The organism is Streptococcus sp. GP0011, from assembly GCF_030546305.1.
Taxonomy (GTDB): domain Bacteria; phylum Bacillota; class Bacilli; order Lactobacillales; family Streptococcaceae; genus Streptococcus.
This window is the reverse complement of record NZ_JAUONR010000011.1, coordinates 31,007-53,392: the sequence shown is the minus strand read 5'-3', so window position 1 is coordinate 53,392 and position 22,386 is coordinate 31,007. Positions and strand designations below refer to the sequence as shown.

Sequence of the window (22,386 nt, the reverse complement as noted above, 5' to 3'; positions counted from 1 at the left end):
AAACGCGTATCAAAAATAGCTAAACCGAATCCTAGTCCAACAATCGATGTCATAAGAGGGGAAATCAACATGGCTCCTATAATGACAGCTGTTGAATTCATATTTAGTCCGATAGAGGCAATAAAAATTGCACACATCAAAATCGCTGTATCTCTCAATCGAACATGAAGGTCATCGTATAATTTCTCACGGTATTCCCGTGTTGAATAATTGGCAGTCATTTGTCCTCTCCTCTTTCCTTATTTAAATTGGTATAATAATTAAAAATAACAGCTGATAAACAGCCAAAAAATATGAGCCCATAAATCGTCAAGAAGACACTGGTAATCCTTCCAATCAAGGTCACAGCTAGGAGATCCCCGTAGCCGACAGTCGTCGAAGTCACAAAAGCATACCAAAGACCGTCTCCGTAATTTGTGATAGCAGGTTCAACTAGGAAAAGCACGCCTCCTGACCCAAAAACAAAGGTCACAAAACTCAGAGCAAACCGAGTAAAACCCGTAACCTGCATAATATGCCATAACATTTTTAAACGTTTCATTTGTTCTCCTTATTCATACTAGCTCCTGACCGAGCCGTTTTTTTCCAATAATCAAAGTGAAGATAGGACATGATCTCCATCAGAGAAAGATAGACAAACTGATAGATCTGATTTAAGCTGATTATCAACTGATATTGTTTGAAAAATGACTGGAAGAAAGACCAGATATGACTGTCTTGAATCAGTCCCTTCTTAATATCAGACAGGATATTAGCTAAAGCTCCCAAGGACTGAAACGGTAAATCCTTGACATTTATATAGATCCGGTCCACCACATCATTCAGACTGGTATCTTGGATGGCATGAAATTCTCCAAAGAGAACTCCTGCCGCTCCAAGAGTAGAAACAAATTCCACCAAATAATTTCTGAGGAAATTTTCTCAACCTTTTCCCATAATGTGTTTAGTGCCATCCATAACGATCCCAACCAGAAAAAGGAAAGAAAACAAGCAAAGAAATTTTGCCGTAAATCCCAAAAAGCTTCAAGACTTGGTGTTGTTGGTTTTTCTAACTCTAAAACCAAGATGGTCATAATAATTGCTAGAACAGCATCTGTCAATACAATTAATCTGTCTTTCTTCATCGGATTGCATCCCCTTTCTTTTTTGTAACATTCTATCTTATCGCATAATATTGGATATTCTTTCATAATCCGACTACAAACAAAAATAAACCAAAAAGTATGTCCCTATTATACTATATTTAACTCTAGAAGTATTCATCCATCTAATTAATAAATATATCATATTTCACAATAAGTGAATACTATCAAAGATTCATCCCCTTTCACTTCATCATGTAGTGTTGCTTAGATTTATCAAAAACAACCAAATTTGTATTAATTTCAAGTATCACCTAGTTACAAAAATTTGGGGTGAACAGAAAAAGCATCCCGTATTTTTGATACGAAATGCTTTCAATAAGTTTAAATAAGTTTTAACGTTTACTAAATTGTGATGCTTTACGAGCTTTTTTCAAGCCTGGTTTGGAAAGTATGGGTTTCAGTTGGATTAAAAACAGCGTAATATCAAGGATTTTCAGAACGATATCTACTTTTTAATTTCATAAAATTTGAATCAATATTTTTTAAATAGGGGAATAGTTCGGTTCTGTAAGTATTAATATAATGCACCACAAAGCTTATTATATCAGTTTTTCCCCAGTTTTAGAAAAATAATTAGAGTAGAAAACAACATCTAGATTTTCCACAAAATCTTTTGTCAAACATTAATGGAAATGAGAATGTTGATATAATCGTATTGATTAACATTTTTAGGTAACTGCCCCTGTCAGTTTGTAGCCATATTTATAAGCGACCAAAGTCGCAAAAACTGTGTCAATTGTTCCAATTTTCATTAAAACATCCTAAAAGTTAGATGAATATCTTCTCCAAGGATTTTAGTTTTGTATTTATAATTAAAAACAGAAAACATTGAGCTAATGGCTTGGCTTTTAGAAATTTTTATATTTATATTTCATATCCAATTCTTGATAAATATAGTATCTCAAAACTTCTTGAAGAAGCAACTTTGTTTCATACATCTCACTGATATCTGTTATCATTTCTGGATAGTTATCTTTCGAATTCCCATGAGTATAGTAATTCCGTGTTTGAATTAATTTTATTATTAGTTGTTCTCTCTCACGATTCGAAAAAATTTTAGACAGATTAAGCTCATCAATTGAATCGAATAAATTTTTTAAACGTTCGGAAAGATTAGGCTCTTTTTGATTAAATTTCAATTTATTTCTAAATTTTCTTCTCACTTCTTCTAAAAGATGTGTGTTTATAAAGTCAAACAAAGATTGTCTAGCTTTTTCTTCAACATCAGATAAACATTTCGGAATTTTAAAATTCTTAAAATTCCTAGAGTAAACTTCTAAATTTCTAATAGCATCAACCAACTGATCTTCCAAGTATAAATCACCATGAAGATTTTTTGAAAATTGTCTCACTATAAATTCAAGTTCCTCAGATTTATCAAACCAATGATTTAAAATATGTTCAAAATTATCTTCTAATGTCCTCAAAGAAATATCTTGCTGAGAATACGATTTCCATTTTTGGGATTTTCTAGAATGCTGAACAAAGAATTTACCTTTTATAAGTGGCATACGCTTACCATCTATCATTTTATAAAGAACAAGAAATTCAATATTAGTAAAAGACAATGGTATACTTGATAAAATCTCAATAAATTCCTTAAACTTATGTGAAGCTTGATAAAATTCATCAAAATATCTTATATTCAAATCAGCTGAAGTAAGTTTAATAAAATAATCACTGGTAAATGACGTAGTTGTATATGAAGAATGGAGTATTGCCACATCTTCAAAGTTCATTCTTAGTGATCTTATTAACACTTTTGTTGGTTGATATTCACTTACTGCACTTTCAAAAATAGTTTGATTTTCTCTATATTTAACAGTTACCAATGATTTTTCAATCCATTCCTCAATATGTTCAAAGCTAAATTTATATTCCTTGATTTTTTCAGAATCTAATTCATTAATTAAATCTTTAAAGGCCTCAGAACTATAATCAAAATTTCCGAGCTCATTATAAAATACACTGTAAATTTTAAAATTTTTTACTCTATATCTAGTTATCGGAAATCCAGGAGATGAGGAATGTACCATTGGTTCACCATAAGTATTTAAAATTAAAATATTACCATTACTGGAGAAGCCATATATCTTTTCCAAACTCTTACCAAAACCGAATGAAATGCCTGATTCCTCCTCAAATCCACCAAATAATTCTAATACAATTTCACTAGGAGAATAATGTAAAATACCGCTCAAGTTATCCTTTCTAACTATATCATCGGAACGTTCTGAAAAATATCCTTTTATTTCAAACTCTTTATCCCAAGTGTAATCTTTAAATTTCATATTATCCTTTCTGATTGCTTTTCAAAAATCTTCACAACTTTCTAAACTATGATTTTTATGTCGGCACTACCTTTTAATTGTATTAGACCAGCTTCCAATTCTCATCATTCGAGTTATCAATCAGAATCTTTCTTTTATTACTCAGTAATTCATCACTCACAAAATATTGGCCTAATCGCTCTATCAAGCCACAGTTTTGGCAAGTATACAGATAGTCTTCTTTTAATTCCTCTACTAAAATAGTATTGAACTCATATGGTTTTCTACACTCTTCACAAAACATGCTAAGATTATCACTACTAAATAGTAAATCAAAAATACTTTCTAATTCTTTATTTTCTTCTCCAGATAAAGCAAAAATTATCTTTAAATTTCTAATATACCGGTTAAGGATAACTATTTCGGAATCAATATCAAAATATTTCTCGAATATAGCAATAGCTACTTCTACTAAATAAATTAGAATGTAGGGTGTTTTCTCATAGAACAAATGCCAAAAATCATCCCAAATCTTATCATCGGAAAATATAAAATTAAGATTTCGCTTTTCTGTAGGATAATTTTTATTCTTTGTCACCAAATGAATAGATTGATCAAATACACTTGTTAAACTATTTTCTCCCTTTCGATTATATATAATGTCATATAGTAATTCAGGATCAAGTAATTCTTTACTAAAATCCCAAAAATCATTTTCAGACTGAATCGATTCTTTTGCTTTTAAAAATAGGTCAATAACAAATTCTTTTTTACCCTTCAAATTACTTACGTCATATTCCCTAGGGGATCCATATTGTATTTTTTCTAAAAAATCATGTGGTTGAACCAATATCCAACTTAAATAAAATAAATTATCTTGAAAAGGTTTCCTAGCGAGAGAAAATGCAACAGTAACTTTTCCTCTCTCTATACAACTCAGAGATTCAAATAGATAGTAATTTAAATCACGTAAAATTGAAAAAAAGATGTGAGGTATATATACATATTCAGAAATATCTAAATCTTTTTGCCTATCTAGTTCATCAAATAAGTCAATTTCACCATCTATCTCTTTAGTAAATCTAAAAGATAGGCTTGATAATTGATATTTATCAGCTTTAACCAACATATCAACTAGTATATCATACAAATATAGCATTAATTGATGACGTTTTCTATACTTAGTTGGTAATAATTCTGATATGTGAGATTTAGCCAATATTACTTTCCTCAATTCTTTTTAACTCTACATAACTATATTATACTCTAAAAGCACTCAGTCTTTATCTAAAAGGTTTCTATATAACTCAACAATTATTTTAAGTGTAAACCTATAAAAAGTACTTTGCAAAAAGATTTGAAATATTGATATAATCGTATCAATTATCGTTTTAAAGCAACTGATTTTGGCAGTTTCCAGTCATATTATAGTGTTCTTAGTTCAAGTCCAAAAATTTTATTAACTTTCCGAACAATACTTATTTTTCGGAAACCTAAGAATAATAGTTACAGTTTTATGAGTTTGTAGATTTAATGCAAAAAATATATGTTTGTTATGATATAATAAAGGTGCTTGTTTCTCAGACTTATAAGACTTATAAATAGTAGTTTTTGTTTTTTTAAGAATGCTCATTTAATATTAATGGCAAATATAATAGTTCTTTAGGGGGATAGTAAAGTAAGATGGATATTTTAATTGATAAATTATTAGTTGTACTAAAATTTTGTTTAAGAAAAATTTTAGAGTTATTTTTCTTTATTATTGAAATTGTAATACATCCAATAAAAAATATTTCGATTTGGATGATAGTGTTATTTTCGAGCTTAATAATGGGAAATATTTCGATTCAATTAACTGGCAAAGACATGTTTTTGATGTCAGCTGGTTTAGTATCAATAATGATATTTATATCAAATTTTCTAGAGAAACAGACAGTTGATATAGATAATAAAGATAATTTCTATTTAGGTTATAATATTAAAAAATTAAAATTCCATGATAATTTCTGGTTAAAAAGATTTAATGAACTTCCTGTTAGCCTTCTATTTTGGCTAATAGCTGGTTTTCCAATAATTGTTATCTGTTCAAAGTTAGAATTCAATATCGGAATATTTAATAATGTATTTAAGAGTATGAATGAAAATATCGAATATATCAAAGTGATTTGGATTTCTGGCTTTGTAGTCGTTTCAACTTATTGTACAGCGCTTTTGATAGAATCAGTAGCATTATCTAGTAAAGCCTTTTCACAAAGTTATTTATATAAGACTACTGATTTATATGAAAAAATAAAAATAGGAAAAGAAATTGAACAGTCTTTTAAAAAACTATTCAATAACATTTTTAGCTTTAAAACTATAGTAGGATTAGAGGATGATTTACAATTTAAAATTGAAAGAGGAATTGATTACATTATAAATAGAGGTGCAGAAGTTAGTTCAGATGAGGAAGAATTACATCAGTTCTATAATCTGGCATTTAATTGTGAATCAAAAAAAATAGACGTTTTAATAAAAAGAATAAAGAAGTATTATAAAACTGAAGAAAATAAAAAAATAAGATATATAATTCATGCTATTTTTCATGAAAGAAATCTAAACATTATTTACTGGTATTATATATACAAGTGGAATACCTTGAATCATTTAAAGGTAATGCCTACAGAAATTCTAAATCTTGCAATAACAGATTTCTGGAAATTGCTTGATATAGAAAATGACTTTTATGAGAACGAAGATTATCAAGAGATATTTTGGAAAATCTGTAATGAAGATACAAAAGGTGTTCGATTGCCGTCTCGAGTTCATAAATCAGATCAAGATAATATAAAAAGAAATTATTGTATTTATAGAATATATTTAGTAATGATAGAAAAAGTAGAAGATATTAACTTTTTAAATCAGTTGAAAGATCTTAAAGATTTGAAAAATTTATTGAATGTTTTGGAGGAAATTGATAAAAAAGGAAAAAACAGCAAGTATTTTTCATCTATTTTTTCAATTCTATTCACACGGACTATTGATAGGAAGTATAAAGATAGCGATTTTATTAATTCATTCTCAAAAATGATGAGTGATAAGTACATGCCAGAATATCTCAAGAATGAACGAATTAATCGTAGTAAAAATATTTTATTGAGTGGAGAATCTACCGAATATTTGATGGATAATAATGCTTTAGACTATCTTTTGATGTTTATGAAATTTGAGGATATTATTTTAGTATTGACTTTCTGTTTAGCTTATTCAGAACGATCGGGTAAAGAAGTAATGAAGATTGAAGAATTTAAAATATGGAAAAAATCTATTAATAGACAATATTTGGAAGAAAACATCGAAGATTTAAGACAATCAGAATTTTTGTGTGAGTTATCTAAAGATTCAAAGGTGTCCCATTTTATTTCTGAAGAATTTATTAAATGGATGTGGGACTCAATATTTAAACCGTTTGATGAAAACATGTATGAAGAATTTATGAAGCTTGGAGAAGATGGAACTAGAAGTAATTTCAGCTTGGATAGATATTTTGTTGTCAGATTGCTATTATGTAGTTATGTGAATAGATCAGTATCGCTTTATGATTTTAAAGAAGATAGTAAATATAAAATTGAAAAAGAATTAAGTAGTATTAAAGTGATATTAGAAAATGAAAATATCTATTTATTCTAAGGAAATATTGAAGTGAAGTAAACTGATGAAGAATAGATAATTAGAGGGCAGATTTGTTATTTGAGATTAATTAATGTATGATAGGATGTATATTTCCCTTTTTCAATTAATCATAGTAAAAAAATTTCAAATTTTTAAGGTATAGTAGTCTTACAAAATCCTTTAATAAAATGATTTTAATATATAGTGAAATACTTCTCTCTCAAACCAGGTCATACGATTTATAAGTAAAAGAACAAATAAAAAAGAGGAGCTTCACACTAAAGTTCCTCTTTTTTAAATATCCGAATCATTATTCTTATTTCTAAAAAGGTAGTGAAAAAGGTAGTGATTCGAATGATTTATATTGCAATGTACTGAAATTAACAAAAAGAAAAAACGCTTGAAATCAGCGTTTTTCTTATGTATTGATTCGTATTGAATGCTTACTTAACTTCTGTAAACACAACGTGTTTGCGAAGTTTTGGTGAGTATTTCTTCAATTGAAGACGGTCTGGAGTGTTACGTTTGTTTTTAGAAGTAAGGTACAAGCGTTCACCAGATTCTTTGTGTTCAAGTGTAATATTTACGCGCATGGTATCTCCCTTCTATTATTCAGCTGATGCAGCTTTAGCGATTTTACGTCCTTTGTAGTATCCTTTAAGTGATACACGGTGAGAACGTGAGTAATCTCCAGTAGTTTCGTCAAAGTTTACAGATGGAGCTGTTACTTTGTAGTGTGTACGACGTTTGTTTTTCTTCGCTTTTGACGTGCGACGTGCAGGTACTGCCATTTTCTTTTCTCCTTTAGGTATTTAAATTCGATTCAATCTACTGATTTTCATCAACCATACTAGGATAACACATTTTTTTTGTAAAGTAAAGTTACTTGACAAAAAAAGATGAAAAAATTAGAAGCTAGTAATCGAAATTTTCTGAAAATTCAAGAATTTCCTTCTGTTCATTGCCTTTAAAATGTGCTATAATGGTAAAAACTGAAATGGGAGGGAACATAATGACAGAATTAGAGAAACGTCACCGCAGTAGTATCTATGACAGCATGGTGAAATCACCAAACCGTGCTATGCTTCGGGCGACTGGAATGACAGATAAGGACTTTGAAACACCGATTGTGGGAGTGATTTCGACTTGGGCGGAAAACACACCATGTAACATTCACTTGCATGATTTTGGGAAATTGGCGAAAGAAGGTGTCAAATCCGCAGGCGCTTGGCCTGTGCAGTTTGGAACTATCACGGTAGCCGACGGGATTGCTATGGGAACGCCTGGTATGCGTTTCTCTTTGACATCTCGTGATATCATTGCGGACTCCATCGAGGCGGCTATGGGTGGTCACAACGTGGATGCCTTCGTTGCTATCGGTGGCTGTGACAAGAACATGCCTGGTTCCATGATTGCCATTGCCAATATGGATATCCCAGCTATTTTCGCCTATGGAGGAACTATTGCACCGGGAAATCTTGATGGAAAAGACATCGATTTGGTTTCTGTCTTTGAGGGAATCGGAAAATGGAACCACGGTGATATGACAGCTGAGGACGTGAAGCGTCTCGAATGTAATGCCTGCCCTGGCCCTGGTGGATGTGGTGGTATGTACACTGCTAATACCATGGCGACTGCTATCGAGGTTCTAGGGATGAGTTTGCCAGGATCTTCATCTCACCCGGCTGAATCAGCTGACAAGAAAGAAGACATCGAAGCAGCAGGACGTGCTGTTGTTAAGATGCTAGAGCTTGGTCTCAAACCATCAGATATCTTGACTCGTGAAGCCTTTGAAGATGCCATTACAGTAACCATGGCTCTCGGTGGGTCAACCAATGCCACTCTTCACTTGCTTGCCATTGCCCATGCGGCCAATGTTGACTTGTCACTTGAGGACTTCAATACGATCCAAGAGCGTGTGCCTCACTTGGCCGACTTGAAACCATCTGGTCAGTATGTCTTCCAAGATCTCTACGAAGTCGGTGGTGTGCCAGCGGTTATGAAATACCTCTTGGCAAATGGTTTCCTTCATGGCGACCGTATCACATGTACTGGTAAGACAGTCGCTGAAAACTTGGCTGACTTTGCAGACCTCACACCAGGCCAAAAAGTCATTATGCCACTTGAAAATCCAAAACGTGCAGATGGTCCGCTTATCATCTTGAACGGGAATCTTGCCCCTGATGGTGCGGTTGCCAAAGTATCAGGTGTTAAAGTGCGTCGTCACGTTGGACCAGCTAAGGTCTTTGACTCAGAAGAAGATGCGATTCAGGCTGTCTTGACAGATGAAATCGTTGATGGCGATGTTGTCGTTGTTCGTTTTGTTGGACCTAAGGGTGGTCCTGGTATGCCTGAGATGCTGTCACTTTCATCCATGATCGTTGGTAAAGGTCAAGGAGACAAGGTTGCCCTCTTGACAGACGGACGCTTCTCTGGTGGTACTTATGGTCTGGTTGTTGGACATATCGCTCCTGAAGCTCAGGACGGTGGACCGATTGCCTACCTCCGTACAGGCGATATCGTTACGGTTGACCAAGATACCAAAGAAATTTCTATGGCCGTATCCGAAGAAGAACTTGAAAAACGTAAGGCAGAAACAACCTTGCCACCACTTTACAGCCGTGGTGTTCTCGGTAAATATGCCCATATCGTATCATCTGCTTCACGTGGAGCCGTGACAGACTTCTGGAATATGGACAAGTCAGGTAAAAAATAAACTCATACTCTTCGAAAATCTCTTCAAACCACGTCAACGTCGCCTTGCCGTACTCAAGTACAGCCTGCGGCTAGTTTCCTAGTTTGCTCTTTGATTTTCATTGAGTATCAAAAAGCAAGCCATCTTCGGCTTGCTTCTTTTTATCTTCAAAAGTGATTTGCCTCATTAACGAGGTGGCAGTCCAAGGGCAATACGGCCGTAGCGACTGATTCGTGTGATCTTCCAGGCAGGCGACCAGGTAACTTCAACCTTGACATCTTCGATACCCTCGATTTGTTTCAGACCTGCGACGATTTCAATAGGCAGGCTTTCGGCGCAATCGCAGGCGGTGTCGGTGAAGGTCATGACAATCTTGCAGAGGCCTGTTTCGTCCAGATTGATTTCATAAATCAGTCCTAGATTGTAAACATCCAATTCCACATCTGTATCAAAAACCTTCTCTAGTTTTTCGATAATTTGGTCTTGCAAGGCCAAAGCGCGGTCATTGATTTTAATATCGTCTCTCATAGCAGTCCCTCCACCTGATAAATATCCTCTATTTTCTCATAATTCTGACAATTTGGCAAGTTTTTGATGAATTTTCTGAAAAAATATGATAACATAAATAAAACACCGAATTAAGGAGAAGTCTATGGAGCAGATTGGAAAAGTCTTTAGACAATTACGAGAGTCAAGAAATATCTCGCTGAGACAAGCAACTGGGGGACAATTTTCTCCGTCCATGTTGTCCCGATTTGAAACAGGTCAGAGTGAGCTTTCGGTGGAAAAGTTTCTATTTGCCCTAGAAAATATATCTGCTAGTGTAGAGGAAATCCTCTTTCTGGCGAGAGGTTTTCAGTATGATACAGATTCGGAGTTGAGAAAAGAAATCACAGATGTTTTGGATTTAAAGAATATAGCACCTCTTGAGGACTTATATCGCAAGGAGTATCAAAAGCATGCCCATTCTCAAAACAAACAGAAACATATTCTAAATGCCATCATTATCAAGTCTTATATGAAGAGTATGGATGAAACGGTTGAGTTAACGGCAGAGGAAGGGAAAGTCCTTCATGACTACTTGTTTTCTACTGAGATTTGGGGAATCTATGAACTCAATTTGTTCTCAGTCAGTTCTCCGTTCTTGTCTGTTTCTCTTTTTACTAGATATGTACGAGAAATGGTCCGCAAATCCGATTTTTTAATGGAAATGTCTAGTAATCGAAACCTTTTTCATACTATGCTATTGAATGGTTTTTTAGCCAGCATTGAGTGTGAAGAATTTACCAATGCCTCTTATTTTAAACGTGTCATCAAAGAGCATTTCTACAAGGAAAATGAAACCTATTTCCGAATTGTCTATTTGTGGGCTGAAGGTCTTCTTGATAGCAAGCAGGGTAGAGTCAAGGAAGGTCAGAAAAAGATGGAAGATGCTGTTCATATTTTTGAGATGCTTGGTTGTAACAAATCTGCTGAATACTACAGAAATACAACCGATTGTTGAATATCTGCAAACTAAGAAAATAATTTGAAAATTTAAGCGATAGAACTTTTGACTACTCTCAGGTCGTTACAAAAGTTCTATCGTTTCTTTGCTCATTTTGTGTATTGCATATATTCAAAAGTTTTCCCTTTCAATTTCTAAGTGCTATACTATAGTCATACTTCACATAAGAACTTATACTCTTCGAAAATCAAATTCAAACCACGTCAGCTTCACCTTGCCGTACTCAAGTACAGCCTTCGGCTAACTTCCTAGTTTGCTCTTTGATTTTCATTGAGTATTTGAACAAGAAGGGAGATTATCTATGAAACTATTGTTTAGAAATCAAGCTTATCGACTCTTGACTTTGTCACGTTTCTTCAATGCTTTTGGTGCTTCGATTTTTAACCTGGTCTTTATCGTCTATGCATCGACCCTGCCACAAGCCTCCTTTGCTGTTGCTATGGCGAATATTGTCATGCTTCTTCCAACTCTCTTTACAGTTTTTGTAGGGATTCGGGCAGATTACACGAGGGACAAGGTTAAATGGATGGTCTATAGCGGTTTGTTTCAGGCGGTTTTATTTTTTCTGGCAGCCCTAGTTGTTCAGCAAGCTAGTCTCTTTGCCTTTTCTAGCCTGTGTTTAATCAATGTCATTAGTGATGTCATCAGTGATTTTGCTGGTGGTTTGCGCATGCCTCTCATTAAGGAAAAAGTAGCTGAAGATGATCTGATGGAGGCTTATTCTTTTTCCCAGTTTATCACCTATATTTCAGCTATTGGTGGTCAAGCTTTCGGAGTCTGGCTTTTAGGGCTATCGGTCAACAATTTTTCCCTCGTTGCGGGAATCAATGCCTGCTTTTTCCTCGTATCAGGCTCTATTCTCTTTTTAGGAAAAAGCAAATTGAGCCTGTCAATGTCATCTGCTGATGGTGAATCACTAAAAAATGAGAAGCTTCCTATCAAAGACCAATTTCTAACGATTTATCGAAATTTACGCCTTGTTTTTCTTAAAAGTGGACAGAAAAACTTTGGTTTTATGCTCTTTGCTGTCTTGCTTATCAATGCCTTGGGTGGCGCTTTGGGTGGAATTTATAATATCTTCTTTTTGAGCCATTCTCTCTTGAATTTTTCTTACACAGAGACACTATTTATCAATCAAGCCTGTGTTTTGTTAGCAATCATCATCAGTAGCCTTACGGGCAATGATTATTTTGGGAAGCAGTCCTTGCCTAGATTGATGATGTGGGCTACCGTAGGGCTCACTCTAATTGGTCTGGCGAACGTATTCAATCAAGTCGTGCTTGGTTTGCTATTTCTCTTTTTAACTCTGTATGTGTCTGGTAAAGTTCAACCAAAGATTAGTGCCATGCTCATGAAAAATCTAGCTCCAGAGGTTCTAGCTCGTACCAGTAATTTTTTAGGTTTATTGTTTACCTTGTCTATACCTGTGGGAACAGCTTGTTTTTCACTTGTTGCCGTATGGAATATACAGTTGACTTGGATGCTATTTGTTGGTCTTTCCTTCCTGGCTATTCTTTTGACAGTTATTAATCTCAAAAATGATATCTAAATCCTAAATTTTTTCTCACTGTTTTAATCCCTTTATTTATGGTAAAATAAGACTATTAAGTTTAAAGAGGATTCCCTATGAAATTACAAAAACCAAAAGGAACACAGGATATTTTACCTGCTGAATCTGCCAAGTGGCAGTACGTTGAGGGCTTTGCCCGTGAAATTTTCAAGCGCTATAACTATGCAGAAGTGCGTACGCCTATTTTTGAGCATTACGAGGTCATCAGTCGCTCTGTCGGAGATACAACGGATATCGTAACCAAGGAAATGTACGATTTCTATGATAAGGGTGACCGCCATATCACTCTTCGTCCAGAAGGAACTGCGCCCGTTGTCCGTTCCTATGTAGAAAATAAACTTTTCGCCCCAGAAGTGCAAAAGCCAAGTAAGTTCTATTACATGGGTCCAATGTTCCGTTATGAGCGTCCGCAAGCAGGACGTTTGCGCCAGTTCCACCAGATTGGTGTTGAGTGTTTTGGTTCTAGCAATCCAGCTACCGATGTGGAAACCATCGCTATGGCAGCCCATTTCTTGAAAGAAATCGGCATCCAAGGTGTGAAATTGCATCTTAACACTCTTGGAAATCCTGAGAGCCGTGCGGCCTACCGCCAAGCCTTGATTGACTATTTGACACCGCTTAAGGAGACCTTGTCTAAGGATAGCCAACGTCGTTTGGAGGAAAATCCTCTTCGTGTCTTGGACTCTAAGGAAAAAGAAGACAAGGTGGCAGTGGAGAATGCGCCGTCTATCTTGGACTTCCTTGATGAAGAAAGCCAGGCTCACTTTGATGCCGTCCGTCAGATGTTGGAAAATCTTGGAGTAGATTACATCATCGATACCAATATGGTGCGTGGTCTGGACTACTACAACCACACGATTTTCGAGTTCATCACAGAAATCGAGGGCAATGACTTGACCGTCTGTGCGGGTGGTCGCTACGATGGCTTGGTTGCCTACTTTGGTGGCCCTGAGACTGCTGGATTTGGTTTTGGACTTGGTGTAGAGCGCCTGCTTCTCATCCTTGAAAAGCAAGGTGTGGCCCTTCCTATCGAAAATGCCCTTGATGTTTATATTGCTGTCTTGGGAGAAGGGGCAAATGTCAAGGCCTTGGAATTGGTACAAGCCCTTCGCCAACAAGGATTCAAAGCAGAACGTGATTACCTCAACCGTAAACTCAAAGCTCAGTTCAAGTCAGCCGATGTCTTTGCGGCTAAGACCCTCATCACTCTCGGAGAGAGCGAAGTCGAAAGCGGACAAGTCAAGGTCAAGAACAACCAAACTCGAGAAGAAGTGGAAGTTACGCTCGATACAATCAGCCAAAACTTTTCAGAAGTCTTTGAAAAGTTAGGCTTTTAATAGTAGAAAAACTGGTCAGGATCTTATTCCTGACCCTCTTTTTCCTAGGATTAACATTGCTTTTGCTTGCTCAAAAATATCTTTATAAAACCATTACTACCGTTTCTATTTTTGCAAGAGGAATTCACTGATTAACTCTTTTAGTTGCGACTGTATTCCACATTTTTATCAAGATGATGCGAATAACAATGCTAAGTCTTCATTCCAAATAGGAGGTCCATATGAAATTACTTAAAAATCTTGGCTGGTTTCTTCTAGCCATTCTATCCTTTTACTTTGGCTATGGTCTGGTTCAGAGTATGGCTTTATCAGCGCTTGACCTAGGGGCTTCGATCTTTGGAGTCTTACCACTTTATGTCGCCCTGTCAGGGGCCTATGTTTATGGAGTTTACAGATGGTATCAGACAGAAAAGGTTAGCATCCAGACGACGGTTTTTAATCGTTATATTTGGTTGCCAACTCTGGTTTTGCTAGTGGCGATTACAGCCCAGTTCTTTTTGCCGGATGATCCGTCGATCAATCAACAAATCGTATCTCAACTGACAGTGGCTCAGCCTGTCTTTGGTTTCTTTATGGTGGTGGTCTTTGCTCCTCTGACGGAAGAACTCATCTTTAGAGGGATGTTAGCGCGCTATCTCTTTCCTAAGCAAAATAACAGCAAACAGACAGCTCTGTTTCTCCTCGTATCGAGTGTGCTCTTTGCCTTGATTCATTTTCCAGGGACTTTGCAACAGTTTTTAGTTTATGCTAGTCTGGGATTGAGTTTGGGTCTGGCTTATGTGAGCCGAAAAGGTCTTCTTTACAGCATTTCTCTCCACGCTTTGAATAATTTAATCGGCTTTTTGATGATACTCATGTTATAATAGAGTCAGGAGGTCACATGAAACGAGTAATTTTATTAGCAGTGATACAGGCGGTCGTTCTCTTCTTTATCATCGGGGCACTTGCCTATGCCTTTAAAGGCGATTTCTTTTACAACTATCTAGCAGTTGTCTTTGCGCCTATTGCAGGTGTCTTGCGTTTTGCTTCGGCTTATGCGACGGAGATTGTTCTACCTAAAAAGGCAGCTGAAATTGCTGAAAAGCGTAAAAAAGGTTAAGAATCATAATCAGAGAATCCGATGACGTTTTCATCGGATTTTTTGTCTGTTTGTTTTGATTCCTAAAGACAATCAAACTTTTCTGCTGATTTTCATGAAGAGCCTGCGCTTTTATGGTAAAATAGTAACAGAATAAAAGAGGAGAGAAAACATGAAACGTAGTATGTATGCTGGTCGTGTTCGTGAGGAACATATCGGACAAGAAATCACCTTGAAAGGATGGGTTGCCCGTCGTCGTGACTTGGGCGGTTTGATCTTTATCGATCTTCGTGACCGTGAAGGAATCATGCAGTTGGTTATAAACCCTGAAAAAGTATCTGCAGAGGTCATGGCAACAGCTGAAAGTCTTCGCAGTGAGTTTGTCATCGAGGTGACTGGGCAAGTCGCTGCGCGTGAGCAAGCCAATGATAAATTGCCAACGGGTGCAGTTGAGTTGGACGTGACAGCTCTTACAGTGCTGAATACAGCTAAAACAACACCATTTGAGATTAAAGACGGGATTGAGGCAAACGATGATACACGTTTGCGTTATCGTTACCTTGACCTTCGTCGTCCAGAGATGTTGGAAAATCTTAAACTTCGTGCTAAGGTGACTCACTCTATCCGTAACTACTTGGATGAGTTGGAGTTTATCGATGTGGAGACGCCATTCCTTTCGAAATCAACGCCAGAAGGGGCGCGTGACTATTTGGTGCCATCTCGTGTCAATAAAGGGCATTTCTACGCCCTTCCTCAAAGTCCACAAATCACGAAACAGCTCTTGATGAATGCTGGTTTCGACCGCTATTACCAAATCGTTAAATGTTTCCGTGACGAGGACTTGCGTGGTGACCGTCAGCCTGAGTTTACCCAGGTCGACTTGGAAACTTCCTTCCTTACGGAGCAAGAAATCCAAGACATCACAGAAGGCTTGATTGCGCGCGTGATGAGGGAAACAAAAGGAATTGAAGTGACGCTTCCATTTCCTCGTATGAAGTACGACGATGCTATGGCCCTTTATGGTTCTGACAAGCCTGATACGCGTTTTGACATGTTGCTTCAGGATTTGACAGCAGTGGTTAAGGATGTGGACTTCAAGGTCTTTTCAGAAGCTCCTGCAGTTAAAGCCATTGTAGTCAAAGGAGCTGCGGACAACTATTCACGTAAAGACATCGACAAGATGACCGAAGTAGCCAAGCAGTACGGTGCCAAAGGTCTTGCTTGGGTCAAGGTTGTGGATGGAGAATTGAACGGACCAGTTGCTAAGTTCTTGACGGGCATTCAAGCAGAGTTGACAAATGCCCTTGGTTTAGAAGACAAGGATTTGGTTCTCTTTGTGGCGGATACACTTGAAGTGGCGAATGCAACCCTTGGTGCCCTTCGTGGTCGTATTGCTAAAGAGCTCGGCTTGATTGACAGCGACAAATTTAACTTCCTCTGGGTTGTTGACTGGCCGATGTTTGAATGGTCTGAAGAAGAAGGTCGTTACATGAGCGCCCACCATCCATTCACCCTTCCACAGGAAGAGACAGCTCACGAACTAGAAGGTGATTTGGCTAAGGTTCGTGCCATTGCTTACGATATCGTCTTGAACGGTTATGAGCTTGGTGGTGGTAGTCTTCGTATCAACCAAAAAGACCTTCAAGAACGCATGTTCAAGGCTCTTGGTTTTTCAGCTGAAGAAGCAAATGACCAGTTTGGTTTCCTTCTTGAAGCCATGGACTATGGTTTCCCACCACACGGTGGTTTGGCGATCGGTCTTGACCGTTTTGTGATGCTCTTAGCAGGAGAAGAAAATATCCGTGAAGTCATTGCCTTTCCTAAGAACAATAAGGCGACCGACCCAATGACACAAGCTCCATCAACAGTCGCTCTCAAACAACTAGAGGAACTAGAGATTCAATTGAAACCCTCTTGCTTTAACGTTTGAAATATTGAGTAGAAGAAGATGAAACAAGCAAAACAAATTAAGCGGTGGCGCTATTATCTGCGCCGCTTTGCTTATCAGATAAAAATCTTACGAGTTTTACAAAGTATTTCTCGGGAAAAATATGATGAAAAAATCTCGGCTTCTCTGGTCTATGGCTTTCTATCAGCAGTTGCGGTCAATTTCTTTTTCCAACCAGGGCATGTTTATTCGAGTGGTGCGACAGGTTTGGCGCAAATTATCTCCAGTTTGAGTACGCATTGGTTTGGTCTCCAACTACCCGTATCCGCAACCTTTTATGCCATTAATATCCCACTGATGATTTTGGCTTGGTATCAGATTGGACATAAATTTACAGTTTTTACCTTTATCACGGTATCCATGAGTTCTCTTTTTATCCAGTTTGTGCCCGTTGTGACGCTGACAGAGGATCCCATTATCAATGCTCTCTTTGGGGGTGTTGTCATGGGCTTAGGAATCGGCTTTGCTTTGCGCAATAGTATTTCCAGTGGAGGGACAGATATTGTCAGCCTGACCATTCGCAAGAAAACGGGGAAAAATGTCGGCAGTATTTCCTTCTTGGTCAATGGAACCATCATGTTGATTGCTGGGTTGACCTTTGGTTGGAAATACGCCCTCTACTCCATGATTACCATTTTTGTCTCCAGTCGTGTGACAGATGCGGTCTTCACCAAGCAAAAACGGATGCAGGCCATGATTGTGACCAGCAATCCTGACAAGGTAATCGAAAAAATCCATAAAAAATTGCACCGAGGGGCTACCATGATCCACGATGCAGAAGGAACCTATAATCATGAGAGAAAAGCGGTCTTGATTACTGTTATCACACGAGCAGAGTTTAATGATTTTAAACACATCATGAAACAAGTTGACCCGACAGCCTTCGTCTCTGTATCCGAAAATGTCCACATCCTAGGACGATTTGTAGAAACAGACAATTAGACATGAAAAAACCAGCTCTGGAGCTGGTTTTTATTTTTCGATAATTTTGTGGGCAATCAACTGACGGTAACAAATCTGTCTATTATTTTTCGCGTCATTGATAATCTGCAAAATCGTTTCAAATGATGTTCGTCCAAGTTCAAGACTATTGATGTCAACATAGGCTACTAGATCGAGTCGAGGATTGACAGAGTCAAAACTCAAGACGGGAACAGTTAACTGATGCTTACTGATGTAGTCGCAAACTCCTTCAGCTAGAAGGCTGTCGGTTGTGATGATGGCATCAATCTGCGGATCGTGTTTGAAGAGGCGCTTACTAAATTGATACCCCTTTTCTTCTAGAAATTCATTTGCAAAGTAGGTCAGGTTCGTATCAATTGAAAGTTGGTGTTGTTTGAGTGCCAATTCGTAACCTTTTAGACGATCTTGTGTAACGAAAAGTTTCTTGGTTCCTCCGATAAAGGCAATTCGTCTGCATCCCTTTTTGATGAAATACTCTGTTGCATCAAAACCGGCTTGGACATTATCATTGTCGACAAGTGGGATAAAGGGTGAGAGGGATTTTCCGAGGATGAGGAAAGGAAACTGTTCTTCCGCTACGAGCTTCACCAGTGGATCTTCCTCTTGAGCGTAGAGGAAGATCAGGCCATCAACACGTTTCCCATAGACCATTTGTGAGATAGCTTTGAGACGTTCCTTCTCATCTTTACCAGTTGCGATCTGGATAGCATAGTGGTTTTCAGACGCGACTTGGGCGATTCCTCGTAGGACAGATGGGAAGAAAGGATTTTGGTAGAAGGCATCCGAGTCGTCAGGCAATACCAAACCGATAACTTGAGTATAGCTGCTAACGAGGCTACGAGCATTAAGATTGGGATGGTAGTTGAGTTCCTTCATAGCCTTGCGAACTCGTTTTTTGGTTTCATCACTAATTGTTGATTTGTTTTGAATAACGCGGGTTACAGTTGAAGGTGAGACACCTGCAGCCTTGGCCACATCTTTAATCGTAACGGGCATAAAAATCTCCTATTTATGATAATCTGGATCGCGGTAATGTGTTTTATAAAAGATGGTGACCAGATAAAGAACAAAAAGAATGTTTTGTACAGTGATAAGGGTTGTCATATTTTGGCCAAAAAGTCCCAAAATAAGTGTAATCAAAGTTGGTAATCCTAAACAGTTCAAGATAAAATGGTAGCACTCTTTAAAGGTCCTAAATGAAAAGAGGCGTGATTTTTTGGTGATATAAAGGAGAAGACTAGCTCCAAGAGAGACAATGAAGAAATTCAATCCGAAGAGGAAGCTAGCACCAAGGACGAGAAAGAGACTGATATAGACACGGTTCTGTTGGTACCAGTCTTTAGAAATAGCCTGGGTTAAAGCTTCCTTACTCTGGAAACTCTCTGTTTGAATGGCGTGGTAGCGAATGCGGGTCAGTTCCTTGCTTTCCTTGCTGATGATGAGTTCTTCAGTATCAAAATGAAGTTGCAAGTCCTTTGGCAATTCTTTGCTTTGGCTCGGGCCAATCAAAAGAGAAGGCTGCTGATTCTTCGTACCTGAGTAGTTCAGCTTTCCATCAACGATTTGTGCATTCTCTGACAAGTCCATGATCGCTTCATCTGTCAGTGGAGTGTAGACATTATCGATAAAGGTATCCAGTGGATACGTTTCCTGTGAGCTGTTTTGAATGGCAATTGGAATCATGGACAAGCTGATGAGGAAAATGCTAGTAAAGAGAAGCTGAAACCAGTTGAGTCCGAAACGTTTTGACAGGGGCTTACGAAATCCCCAAATACTTGAAAAATATGAAAATGGATATGGAAGCATTTGTATCTTTCTAAAAGGTGTTTTCTATATGAGTATTATTATATAGAGAAATGTGCTTTATTTCAAGTCTAGGAGACAAATTGCTTGCTTCAAGAATAGTTTTATAGTCACAAGCTCTAATACTCAATGAAAATCAAAGAGCAAACTAGGAAGCTAGCCGTAGGCAGTACTTGAGTACGGCAAGGCGAAGCTGACGTGGTTTGAAGAGATTTTCGAAGAGTATAAAATGAAAAAGGGTGGCGGGGGTATATTACCCCTTGTCGCCACCACTTGTAAGTCCTGAAACAAAGTTCTTTTGTAAGAAGAAGAAGAGAATACAGATTGGAAGGGCGATGAGGATAGCACCTGCTGAGAAGTAGGCAATCTTCAAGTTTTTCACATTGCTGACAAAGGTCTGTAGACCAACGGCAACTGTAAAGTATTCTTTCTCACGAAGCAAGAAACTAGAGAGGATATAGTCTCCGAAAGGTCCCATGAAGGCCCAGAGCGCTTGTACTGCAACCATTGGGCGAACGAGTGGGAGAACAATTTGCCAGAAGCGGCGGAAGTGTCCTGCACCATCTAGTTTTGCTGATTCATCAAGAGACATCGGTACGGTGTCAAAGTAACCTTTCATCAACCAAGCGTTCATTGGGATACCACCACCGACATATAGGAAGATGAGGAACCAGCTATGGTTAAGGGCATTCAACATAAGGGCCATAACGAAGAAGGCTGTCAAAGCGGCCATTGTTGGTACCATTTGGATGATCAAGAAGAAGACCAAACTTTGTTTACGAGCCAAGAAGTTGTAACGGCTGTAGGCATAACCAGCAAGTACGATGATACTTGTTTGAACAGCCATTGTAATCAAGGCAATGATCAAGGTATTGAGATACCAAGTGCCGTACAAGGTTTCAGTGAAGAGTCCTTTAAAGTTATCAAAACTAAAATCGACGTTAGCATCTAGTTTAAAAGCTACGACGTTACCAGTCTTGAAGGCTGACATAATAGTAATCAAAAGTGGATAGATAATCACGATTGAAAGACCAATCAAGTAGAGGTAAGTGAGGGTTTGAGTCAGTCTACGTTTGAGTTTGATTGAGTTATTCATCTTAGACGTCCTCCATATCAAATGCGTGTAGTTTCTTGAATGCAATCATAGAGATAGAGATGACAATGATAGAGATGATCAAGGTAACAGCTGCCGCCATAGAGTATTGAGGAGATGTACCTGTTGTCAAACGATAAATCCATGAGATCAAGATATCAGTTGAACCGGCTCCACCACCAACGCTACCAGGACCTCCGCCGTTGAAGAGGTACATGATAGAGAAGTTGTTAAAGTTGAAGGTGTATTGGCTGATCAATGTTGGTGCTGCAACAGCCAAAATCATAGGGAAAGTGATGTTGCGGAATTTTTGCCAAGCATTGGCACCATCGATGTAAGCCGCTTCGTAGAGGTCGTTAGGAATCGACTGCAAGATACCCAAAGTCAAAACGTAGATGTATGGGAATCCTAGCCAACCTTGCATCATAATCAAGGCAATCTTCGTCCAAGTTGGGTCTGTTTTCCAAGGGATAAGAGCACCGTCAAGGAAAGGAAGAACCTTAGCCAAGATAGGCAATACTTGAGTGTTGATCGCTCCGACACTATCGTTAAACATGTTTGAGAATGTCAAGATAGTGATGAAGGCTGGAACAGCCCAAGGAAGAAGGAAAATAACACCAAAGATACGTTTTCCTTTGATAAATGGTTGGTTAGCAATGATAGCAGTGAAGATACCAATCACAATCTGCAAAGTAGAAGCAGACAAGGCCCAGATGATGGTCCAAGAAAGAACCGCACCGAAGGCTGAACGGAAGGTACTTAAGCTCCAGATGTTTGTAAAGTTAGTCAAACCAACCCAGTTCAACAATTTGTTTGGTGGCAAGTGTTGGAAGTCATAGTTGGTAAAGGCAATCATCAAGGTTACGATAACTGGGAAGATAATCGCAAATGTCATAGCGACGTAAGATGGGATGATCAAGAGGTAAGGGAAACCATTCTCATAAATACCTTTGATCATATCTTTAAAAGTACGTGGGACAGGAATTCCATTGTTAATACGTTTTGCGATTGTATGTGCATCTTTAATATTTGAGAAATAAAAGAGCACATAAACGACTACAAAGATTAAATGGAAGGCACCACGAATCAGCATAAAGAGGGAATTATCACGACCTGGCTTGTCACCAAGAGTGATCAAATTGTGCAATTCAGGGGCTGCAAGTGCTAGGAAATAAAGAACAAATACGATAGTTACACCAAGGAAGATAAAACCTTTGGCCTTTTGTTTATTGTAAATCTGTCCTAACCCAGGAATCACTGAAAGCAAGGCTGCTTTGCTAGGTTGTTGGTTTTCCATGAATACTCCTTTCATAGGATACGAGATTG

21 protein-coding genes and 1 pseudogene are annotated in these 22,386 nt (G+C 37.6%); 9 read left to right on the top strand and 13 right to left on the bottom strand.

The features are described from left to right. From Q4443_RS09905 to Q4443_RS09880, 6 genes and pseudogenes are all read right to left on the bottom strand, one after another. Nucleotides 1-221, bottom strand: a pseudogene (locus tag Q4443_RS09905) (TIGR00341 family protein); the annotation flags it as partial. Continuing rightward, nucleotides 218-541: a potassium channel family protein gene (locus tag Q4443_RS09900; protein ID WP_000825751.1), complete on the bottom strand. Its 324-nt coding sequence runs from the start codon at nt 539-541 to the stop codon at nt 218-220. The pseudogene Q4443_RS09905 and the gene Q4443_RS09900, both read right to left, overlap by 4 nt. Beyond that, nucleotides 538-897, bottom strand: coding sequence for a hypothetical protein (locus tag Q4443_RS09895; RefSeq protein WP_000397555.1), 360 nt, complete (start codon nt 895-897; stop codon nt 538-540). The genes Q4443_RS09900 and Q4443_RS09895 overlap by 4 nt, the downstream gene beginning before the upstream one ends. Next, a complete protein-coding gene (locus tag Q4443_RS09890) occupies nt 822-1,124 on the bottom strand; it encodes a TMEM175 family protein (RefSeq protein WP_006151097.1) in 303 nt (100 codons plus the stop codon). The genes Q4443_RS09895 and Q4443_RS09890 overlap by 76 nt, the downstream gene beginning before the upstream one ends. An 869-nt stretch (nt 1,125-1,993) precedes the next feature. Then, nucleotides 1,994-3,436 carry a HEPN domain-containing protein gene (locus Q4443_RS09885; RefSeq protein ID WP_049519132.1) on the bottom strand — a complete coding sequence of 481 codons (1,443 nt, stop codon included), beginning with the start codon at nt 3,434-3,436 and terminating at the stop codon, nt 1,994-1,996. Between the two features lie 82 nt (nt 3,437-3,518). After that, nucleotides 3,519-4,634 (bottom strand): hypothetical protein, encoded by a 1,116-nt coding sequence (locus Q4443_RS09880; RefSeq protein WP_049519133.1) that lies wholly within the window; start codon nt 4,632-4,634, stop codon nt 3,519-3,521. A gap of 464 nt (nt 4,635-5,098) precedes the next feature. Here Q4443_RS09880 and Q4443_RS09875 point away from each other — a divergent pair, with 464 nt between their 5' ends. Continuing rightward, complete coding sequence (locus Q4443_RS09875) at nt 5,099-7,084, top strand: hypothetical protein (RefSeq protein WP_303408333.1); 1,986 nt, start codon at nt 5,099-5,101, stop codon at nt 7,082-7,084. A 425-nt stretch (nt 7,085-7,509) separates the two neighbouring features. Here the strand turns inward: Q4443_RS09875 and rpmG are convergent, their stop codons facing one another. Beyond that, a complete protein-coding gene (rpmG, locus tag Q4443_RS09870) occupies nt 7,510-7,659 on the bottom strand; it encodes a 50S ribosomal protein L33 (protein WP_001265622.1) in 150 nt (49 codons plus the stop codon). Nucleotides 7,660-7,674: 15 nt separating this feature from the next. After that, entirely contained in the window at nt 7,675-7,857 is a 183-nt protein-coding gene (gene rpmF, locus Q4443_RS09865; RefSeq protein WP_000290417.1) for a 50S ribosomal protein L32, read from the bottom strand. 221 nt (nt 7,858-8,078) lie between these two features. Here rpmF and ilvD point away from each other — a divergent pair, with 221 nt between their 5' ends. Beyond that, nucleotides 8,079-9,782, top strand: coding sequence for a dihydroxy-acid dehydratase (ilvD, locus tag Q4443_RS09860; protein ID WP_049519135.1), 1,704 nt, complete (start codon nt 8,079-8,081; stop codon nt 9,780-9,782). Nucleotides 9,783-9,947: 165 nt separating this feature from the next. On the opposite strand, the gene Q4443_RS09855 is transcribed toward ilvD, so the two are convergent. Further along, nucleotides 9,948-10,289, bottom strand: a complete 342-nt coding sequence (locus Q4443_RS09855) for a metal-sulfur cluster assembly factor (protein ID WP_001204052.1) — start codon at nt 10,287-10,289, stop codon at nt 9,948-9,950. Nucleotides 10,290-10,413: 124 nt separating this feature from the next. On the opposite strand from Q4443_RS09855, the gene rgg reads away from it, so the two are divergent. From rgg to Q4443_RS09820, 7 genes are all read left to right on the top strand, one after another. Continuing rightward, nucleotides 10,414-11,265, top strand: coding sequence for a quorum-sensing system transcriptional regulator Rgg (gene rgg, locus Q4443_RS09850; protein ID WP_000434958.1), 852 nt, complete (start codon nt 10,414-10,416; stop codon nt 11,263-11,265). Nucleotides 11,266-11,569: 304 nt separating this feature from the next. Then, a complete protein-coding gene (locus tag Q4443_RS09845) occupies nt 11,570-12,817 on the top strand; it encodes a hypothetical protein (RefSeq protein WP_049519136.1) in 1,248 nt (415 codons plus the stop codon). A gap of 77 nt (nt 12,818-12,894) precedes the next feature. Further along, nucleotides 12,895-14,175: a histidine--tRNA ligase gene (gene hisS / locus Q4443_RS09840; RefSeq protein ID WP_049519137.1), complete on the top strand. Its 1,281-nt coding sequence runs from the start codon at nt 12,895-12,897 to the stop codon at nt 14,173-14,175. Between the two features lie 221 nt (nt 14,176-14,396). Beyond that, the gene (locus Q4443_RS09835; RefSeq protein ID WP_049519138.1) at nt 14,397-15,038 is read left to right on the top strand and encodes a CPBP family intramembrane glutamic endopeptidase; all 642 of its coding nucleotides are present in this window, start codon (nt 14,397-14,399) and stop codon (nt 15,036-15,038) included. A 17-nt stretch (nt 15,039-15,055) separates the two neighbouring features. Then, entirely contained in the window at nt 15,056-15,274 is a 219-nt protein-coding gene (locus tag Q4443_RS09830; protein ID WP_000832176.1) for a hypothetical protein, read from the top strand. 151 nt (nt 15,275-15,425) lie between these two features. After that, complete coding sequence (gene aspS, locus Q4443_RS09825; protein WP_049519139.1) at nt 15,426-17,183, top strand: aspartate--tRNA ligase; 1,758 nt, start codon at nt 15,426-15,428, stop codon at nt 17,181-17,183. An 18-nt stretch (nt 17,184-17,201) separates the two neighbouring features. Next, nucleotides 17,202-18,143, top strand: coding sequence for a YitT family protein (locus Q4443_RS09820; protein WP_038804234.1), 942 nt, complete (start codon nt 17,202-17,204; stop codon nt 18,141-18,143). Nucleotides 18,144-18,173: 30 nt separating this feature from the next. Here Q4443_RS09820 and Q4443_RS09815 read toward each other — a convergent pair whose 3' ends face one another. From Q4443_RS09815 to Q4443_RS09800, 4 genes are all read right to left on the bottom strand, one after another. Next, a complete protein-coding gene (locus tag Q4443_RS09815) occupies nt 18,174-19,160 on the bottom strand; it encodes a LacI family DNA-binding transcriptional regulator (RefSeq protein ID WP_001145425.1) in 987 nt (328 codons plus the stop codon). A 9-nt stretch (nt 19,161-19,169) separates the two neighbouring features. After that, a complete protein-coding gene (locus Q4443_RS09810; protein ID WP_049519140.1) occupies nt 19,170-19,970 on the bottom strand; it encodes a DUF1189 domain-containing protein in 801 nt (266 codons plus the stop codon). A gap of 250 nt (nt 19,971-20,220) precedes the next feature. Further along, entirely contained in the window at nt 20,221-21,063 is an 843-nt protein-coding gene (locus tag Q4443_RS09805) for a sugar ABC transporter permease (protein WP_049519141.1), read from the bottom strand. Nucleotide 21,064: 1 nt separating this feature from the next. Continuing rightward, nucleotides 21,065-22,357 (bottom strand): carbohydrate ABC transporter permease, encoded by a 1,293-nt coding sequence (locus Q4443_RS09800; RefSeq protein ID WP_049519142.1) that lies wholly within the window; start codon nt 22,355-22,357, stop codon nt 21,065-21,067. Between the last annotated feature and the right edge of the window lie 29 nt (nt 22,358-22,386).

Coding starts and splice junctions, on each gene's coding strand:
- Q4443_RS09835 (WP_049519138.1), top strand. CDS start 14,397: ATGAAATTACTTAAAAATCTTGGCTGGTTTCTTCTAGCCATTCTATCC.
- Q4443_RS09820 (WP_038804234.1), top strand. CDS start 17,202: ATGAAACAAGCAAAACAAATTAAGCGGTGGCGCTATTATCTGCGCCGC.
- rpmF (WP_000290417.1), bottom strand. CDS start 7,857: ATGGCAGTACCTGCACGTCGCACGTCAAAAGCGAAGAAAAACAAACGT.
- hisS (WP_049519137.1), top strand. CDS start 12,895: ATGAAATTACAAAAACCAAAAGGAACACAGGATATTTTACCTGCTGAA.
- Q4443_RS09890 (WP_006151097.1), bottom strand. CDS start 1,124: ATGAAGAAAGACAGATTAATTGTATTGACAGATGCTGTTCTAGCAATT.
- Q4443_RS09805 (WP_049519141.1), bottom strand. CDS start 21,063: ATGAATAACTCAATCAAACTCAAACGTAGACTGACTCAAACCCTCACT.
- Q4443_RS09830 (WP_000832176.1), top strand. CDS start 15,056: ATGAAACGAGTAATTTTATTAGCAGTGATACAGGCGGTCGTTCTCTTC.
- Q4443_RS09800 (WP_049519142.1), bottom strand. CDS start 22,357: ATGGAAAACCAACAACCTAGCAAAGCAGCCTTGCTTTCAGTGATTCCT.
- Q4443_RS09810 (WP_049519140.1), bottom strand. CDS start 19,970: ATGCTTCCATATCCATTTTCATATTTTTCAAGTATTTGGGGATTTCGT.
- Q4443_RS09875 (WP_303408333.1), top strand. CDS start 5,099: ATGGATATTTTAATTGATAAATTATTAGTTGTACTAAAATTTTGTTTA.
- rgg (WP_000434958.1), top strand. CDS start 10,414: ATGGAGCAGATTGGAAAAGTCTTTAGACAATTACGAGAGTCAAGAAAT.
- Q4443_RS09845 (WP_049519136.1), top strand. CDS start 11,570: ATGAAACTATTGTTTAGAAATCAAGCTTATCGACTCTTGACTTTGTCA.
- Q4443_RS09855 (WP_001204052.1), bottom strand. CDS start 10,289: ATGAGAGACGATATTAAAATCAATGACCGCGCTTTGGCCTTGCAAGAC.
- Q4443_RS09815 (WP_001145425.1), bottom strand. CDS start 19,160: ATGCCCGTTACGATTAAAGATGTGGCCAAGGCTGCAGGTGTCTCACCT.
- Q4443_RS09885 (WP_049519132.1), bottom strand. CDS start 3,436: ATGAAATTTAAAGATTACACTTGGGATAAAGAGTTTGAAATAAAAGGA.
- aspS (WP_049519139.1), top strand. CDS start 15,426: ATGAAACGTAGTATGTATGCTGGTCGTGTTCGTGAGGAACATATCGGA.
- ilvD (WP_049519135.1), top strand. CDS start 8,079: ATGACAGAATTAGAGAAACGTCACCGCAGTAGTATCTATGACAGCATG.
- rpmG (WP_001265622.1), bottom strand. CDS start 7,659: ATGCGCGTAAATATTACACTTGAACACAAAGAATCTGGTGAACGCTTG.
- Q4443_RS09900 (WP_000825751.1), bottom strand. CDS start 541: ATGAAACGTTTAAAAATGTTATGGCATATTATGCAGGTTACGGGTTTT.